This is a genomic window from Vibrio profundi, from assembly GCF_043642225.1.
GTDB classification, from domain to species: domain Bacteria; phylum Pseudomonadota; class Gammaproteobacteria; order Enterobacterales; family Vibrionaceae; genus Vibrio; species Vibrio profundi_A.
Genome location: NZ_JBHZSF010000030.1, coordinates 1 through 4966, shown reverse-complemented (window position 1 = coordinate 4966; position 4966 = coordinate 1). Strand labels below are relative to the sequence as shown.

The following is a 4966-nucleotide window of genomic DNA, read 5'->3' as shown; positions in this document are numbered from 1 at the left end:
TTCCCCCTTAGTTCAGTTGGTAGAACGGCGGACTGTTAATCCGTATGTCGCAGGTTCGAGTCCCGCAGGGGGAGCCATATTAAAAAAGCCTCATCACATGATGAGGCTTTTTTGTATTTAACGCTCCAGCTTTGTTCCAAAGCAATGTCTCAGCCGAATCGCCCAATCCAACCGCATCGAATCCCGCAGCGGAACCATTTTCAAGAAGCCAAAACTAGGCGTCCCCGACTAAAGACTTGGCTTTTTCGTTTTAAGCTACAAGCCGCTTTTTCTAAGTAAATAATTCACCCGATTCGCCATACCTAAGTGCCAATTCCCGCCCCAAAGAAGTGATATCGATAGTCCCTATTGAAGAGGTAAAGTTTGCTGCTGATCGATTCAAGAACTGGTTCTGTTCTCCTGCTTATTGGATTTAACCCTCATGAATCACGCTGCTATTTAGTACCAATCTCACTCGTTTTCACTTATTTTGCGCTAGAAATTTAATCCAAATCATACTTTCAAATTTTTCACATATATCGTCCTATACTAAGTAGATTAAGATGTGATGAATTTATAATTACTTATATATCAATAGCGATAACTTGCTTGTTTGCTTTGTGAGGCAATATGAAACTAAAAACTCAAGCGTATCTACTTTCAGCCATTATCTTGGCTGCTTTGCTTGCACTAACCGCTACCGGACTTTGGACACTTCGAGTCGCCAGTGATCTTGATAACAAGGCTCGCGTAACAGAGCTATTCAAAAGTGCTTACAGTATTCTTACTGAGACAGAAAAAATGGCGGCAGATGGCACACTAACAGAAGATGAAGCAAAATCTTTAGCCACTCGCCTACTTCGTAATAACATCTACAAAGACAATGAATACGTGTATGTGGCCGATGAAAATATGATTTTTATGGCGACACCACTCGACCCTCAATTACACGGCACGAGCTTCCACGACTTTAAAGACGGTGATGGTAACAGTATCGGTCAGATCCTGATTGATGCAATTCGAAAAACCCCTTCTGGCATCGCTCAATACGAGTGGACATCGGCCTACCCAGATGGCTCTATCGACTACAAACTTTCCATCGCTCAAAAGAGCCCTCGTTGGGGTTGGTATGTCGGAACCGGTATTAGCTTTGATGAAGTCAATGAACGTTTCTGGTCAACAGCGCAATGGCAAGTCGCTTTATGTCTAGTTATTGCGTTGGCAATCCTAAGCATCTTAATTCTATCGATTCGTAAGATATTGACTTTGTTAGGTGGTGAGCCTGATGAAGTTAGACAAGCAGTTCAAGCCGTTGCTCAAGGCCGTATTCAATCAACATTCGATACAGAAGCGGACCCTGGCAGTATTTACCAAGCCGTACAGCAAATGAGTAAGTCTCTTGCTCAGCTAGTCGGTAACTTAGATAGATCGATGCTTGCGTTAAGGCAAGAGCTCATTCAAGTAGAAGATCGTGCCGGTTCCATTGCTCAGTTAACCGAGACTCAGCAACAGTCAACTGAGATGATTGCCACTGCAATGACCGAAATGGCGTCATCTGCAAATAACGTAGCAGACTCAGCTGGTGATACGGCGAGAAACACCGACGAAGCAGATAAACAAAGCCAACATACTCAGCAGCTGATTCACAACACCGTAGACAACATCCAAGGACTTGCACAACAGCTTGGCACCGCGAGCGACGCTGTTGCTAACCTAGATAATGATGTAAACAACATTGTGAAGGTACTGGATGTAATTGGTGACATCGCAGAACAAACGAACCTTCTGGCGCTTAACGCAGCAATTGAGGCGGCTCGTGCTGGTGAGCAAGGCCGTGGATTTGCCGTGGTGGCAGACGAGGTTCGTAATCTAGCCGGTCGAACTCAAGACAGCACCAAAGAGATTCAGCAGATGATTAACAACCTGCAAGAAGGCTCTCGTAATGCCATCCAAACGATGGAAGTATGTGCTGAGACTAGCCAAAGCACAGTCACAGAGTCTCAAAATGCTTCTGAAGCTCTCCAGCAGATCGTAATTGCACTAGAGTCAATCTCCTCTATGAGCCATCAGATCGCCACAGCGGCGGCGGAGCAAACTCAAGTGGGTGATGATATTTCGAAACGCATCAACATGATTGAAGAAAGTGGTAATCAGCTAAGTAGTGTCGTGACTGAAAGTCATAACAGCACTCAAACACTCACTTCTCTCTCTAATGAACTGGAAGCTTGGGTGAATAAATTCGAAGTGAAGCACTAAAGGCTCAGTTACATAAAACTCAAAAGCACGTTTTCACACGTGCTTTTTTTATTTGCTCTCACTTTTACTGTACTTAATAGCAAAAAAAAACGAATTTAAGGCATGCTCAATAAAGGGTTTCTGCCTTAAATGAATAAAAACACCCCACTAAGTATAGAAAAACATCAAACGATACTTTTTTTGCAATTTAATGTTGACCCAGAACGCGAAAACACGTTTAATACACCTCGTCGCCCGGATAGCTCAGTCGGTAGAGCAGAGGATTGAAAATCCTCGTGTCGGTGGTTCGATTCCGCCTCCGGGCACCACAATTTGTTTGTTGGTGTCTAAGACAACAACATTAAAGCAAAGAAGAATACAGTGTGCCGACTTAGCTCAGTAGGTAGAGCAACTGACTTGTAATCAGTAGGTCACCAGTTCGACTCCGGTAGTCGGCACCATTCTTTTTTACTTAAAGTATAATTCCCCCTTAGTTCAGTTGGTAGAACGGCGGACTGTTAATCCGTATGTCGCAGGTTCGAGTCCCGCAGGGGGAGCCAAGTTAATTAGTAAGCATAAGCTTATTAATACAATGTGCCGACTTAGCTCAGTAGGTAGAGCAACTGACTTGTAATCAGTAGGTCACCAGTTCGATTCCGGTAGTCGGCACCATCTCTTGATTTGAGAATAAACAATCAATTCCCCCTTAGTTCAGTTGGTAGAACGGCGGACTGTTAATCCGTATGTCGCAGGTTCGAGTCCCGCAGGGGGAGCCAAATTAGAAAAGGCCTCATCTTTTGATGAGGCCTTTTTGCTTTTCCCCTATTACCTTTCTACATACCTAAAAGCTCAGATAGTAAAATCGCCCACCTTTCGATTGAACTGCGAATCCTTTACGCATAATAATGTGAACCATTACACTTCCCGAGCTCCGAGAAAAGATATATATTCATAGAGCGTAACCTACGCCTCCTGCTCGCGGAAAGAGTTATACTCAAGGAAAAGCAACCTGCCTGGGAAATCACAAATTGATTTACCTTCTCTTCTGATTTGCGAGTACAGAAGTTATGAGATGGTGAATATATGAATCCTTTTTCGCTCAATTTAGCGTTTTTAAAAAAGCGTGCAAAAACTCTTCTTAAGTCGATTACATCAGGATCTGAAGATAATCTGAATTGGCTACTAAAATTACATCCATCTAACTCCATCACACCTGAAACAGTCAAGCTCAGTGACATTCACTTGGCACTATCAAGAGAGCTTGGAGTATCAAGTTGGACCAAATTAACTAGCCATATACAGAAATTAGAAGAGAATAAGAGTAAAGACGGTGTACCACTTGGGCCATTAGACAATGAACTAGAAACGCTTCATGTCCGCTGCGGTCACGATATTCAACATACGTTAAAAAATGCTGGTTTTACTGGAGATTTTCTCGCTTTTATAGACCCATATTGCACTGGCCCTTTAAAGCACAAAGAAGAAGAGCTTGAAGAGGTGAGAGCCCAATTTATCTTAGATACGTTACTATCAGAGATGGGTAATAGCGAAAGTTCATTAGAAGCCCTTAAACTAGAAGCGAGCCTAACTAAACAGACCCTGTGCAACGCAAAATATGATCGAGTTGTACTTTGGGTCGAGCATGACAATTACGATCAACTTATGCTAATTCGAGTACTTTGTTTACTCTCATACCAAAACACTTCAAAAGTAGAACTCATCGAAGTAAATCAGTTTCCGGGAAGGACGAAGTTCATAGGGTTAGGTCAACTCCCTCCAGAAGCGATACGCTCACTTTGGGGAAACAGAAGAACGATAACAACCCAACATATCATAGCTGCCAAACAAGCCTGGAAAGCCTTTTGCTCAAACACACCTCTACAGCTAGTTAAGCAATACCAAGAAGCTGATGAAGCTCTACTCCCTAATCTTAAGCCTGTGATCTTAAGGCACCTCCAAGAACTCCCAAATCAGCTCTCTGGGCTTGGTATGACGCAGAAAAATGCTTTAGATATATTAAGAGAGTCTGACAGACCTCTTAACTTCAGAGAGCTATACAACGAATATTTGAATACCGATCCCTTACCTTACTTGGGAGACGTAATGTTCTGGGCAATCATAAAGCCTCTAACTCTCGGTAAGAACCCTCGGATAGGGATAACAAGCAGCTCTGATCATAGCTGGCAAAATTTCACCTTTGCATTGAACACTAAAAGGTTAGAAATCACGCAAGAAGTGGAGCCTAAATGGGTTGCAGGTATAGAGATCACTAAAGAGCATTATTGGTGCTGGGATCATCAGAACTTTGCGAGCCTTTCATTGAGGCTGGCATAGAAACATAAGCTAAGAGGGTGTTAGACAAGGATTACTATGTAATATCGATATTGAGTGCTTTCTCGACGATACTGACATAGCGGTCTTGCTAAAGAAAGTATCTTTATCACTATCAAATAGGCTAAAGATATTGCCTACCAATATAGAGAACATACCAACAAGCATGCAATGAAAGATGAAGTCTCTTACGAATGCAAAAACGCCTCGCTATTTCTAGCGAGGCTTTCTGTAAGTGGCGGAGTGGACGGGACTCGAACCCGCGACCCCCGGCGTGACAGGCCGGTATTCTAACCAACTGAACTACCACTCCGCAGTGTCTATTCAGCTTAACGCAATTTGAACCTGGCGATGTCCTACTCTCACATGGGGAAGCCCCACACTACCATCGGCGCTATTGTGTTTCACTTCTGAGTTCGGC

The 4966-nt window shown here is 43.3% G+C and carries 2 protein-coding genes, 7 tRNA genes and 1 rRNA gene; 8 read left to right on the top strand and 2 right to left on the bottom strand.

Annotated features, from left to right (window positions below; all coding sequences use genetic code 11):
- Window position 1 precedes the first annotated feature (1 nt).
- The 8 genes from ACHUFI_RS22175 (at window position 2) to ACHUFI_RS22140 (ending at window position 4548) form a co-directional block, all read left to right on the top strand.
- Window positions 2-77 (top strand) — tRNA-Asn (locus ACHUFI_RS22175).
- Window positions 78-609: 532 nt separating this feature from the next.
- Window positions 610-2235, top strand: a complete 1626-nt coding sequence (locus ACHUFI_RS22170; protein WP_394253140.1) for a methyl-accepting chemotaxis protein — start codon at window positions 610-612, stop codon at window positions 2233-2235.
- A gap of 232 nt (window positions 2236-2467) precedes the next feature.
- Window positions 2468-2543: transfer RNA gene (locus ACHUFI_RS22165), tRNA-Phe, on the top strand.
- A gap of 56 nt (window positions 2544-2599) precedes the next feature.
- Window positions 2600-2675, top strand: a tRNA-Thr gene (locus ACHUFI_RS22160).
- 23 nt (window positions 2676-2698) lie between these two features.
- Window positions 2699-2774: transfer RNA gene (locus tag ACHUFI_RS22155), tRNA-Asn, on the top strand.
- Between the two features lie 36 nt (window positions 2775-2810).
- Window positions 2811-2886 (top strand) — tRNA-Thr (locus ACHUFI_RS22150).
- A gap of 28 nt (window positions 2887-2914) precedes the next feature.
- Window positions 2915-2990 (top strand) — tRNA-Asn (locus ACHUFI_RS22145).
- Between the two features lie 307 nt (window positions 2991-3297).
- On the top strand, window positions 3298-4548 hold the full coding sequence (locus tag ACHUFI_RS22140) for a DUF1835 domain-containing protein (RefSeq protein ID WP_394253138.1): 1251 nt from the start codon (window positions 3298-3300) through the stop codon (window positions 4546-4548).
- A gap of 233 nt (window positions 4549-4781) precedes the next feature.
- On the opposite strand, the gene ACHUFI_RS22135 is transcribed toward ACHUFI_RS22140, so the two are convergent.
- Together ACHUFI_RS22135 and rrf are read right to left on the bottom strand one after the other, a co-directional pair.
- Window positions 4782-4858 (bottom strand) — tRNA-Asp (locus ACHUFI_RS22135).
- A 30-nt stretch (window positions 4859-4888) separates the two neighbouring features.
- Window positions 4889-4966 (bottom strand): 5S ribosomal RNA (gene rrf, locus ACHUFI_RS22495); the annotation flags it as partial.

Excerpts from the sequence above, each read along its gene's own strand:
- ACHUFI_RS22170 (WP_394253140.1), top strand. The coding sequence starts at position 610 with ATGAAACTAAAAACTCAAGCGTATCTACTTTCAGCCATTATCTTGGCT.
- ACHUFI_RS22140 (WP_394253138.1), top strand. The coding sequence starts at position 3,298 with ATGAATCCTTTTTCGCTCAATTTAGCGTTTTTAAAAAAGCGTGCAAAA.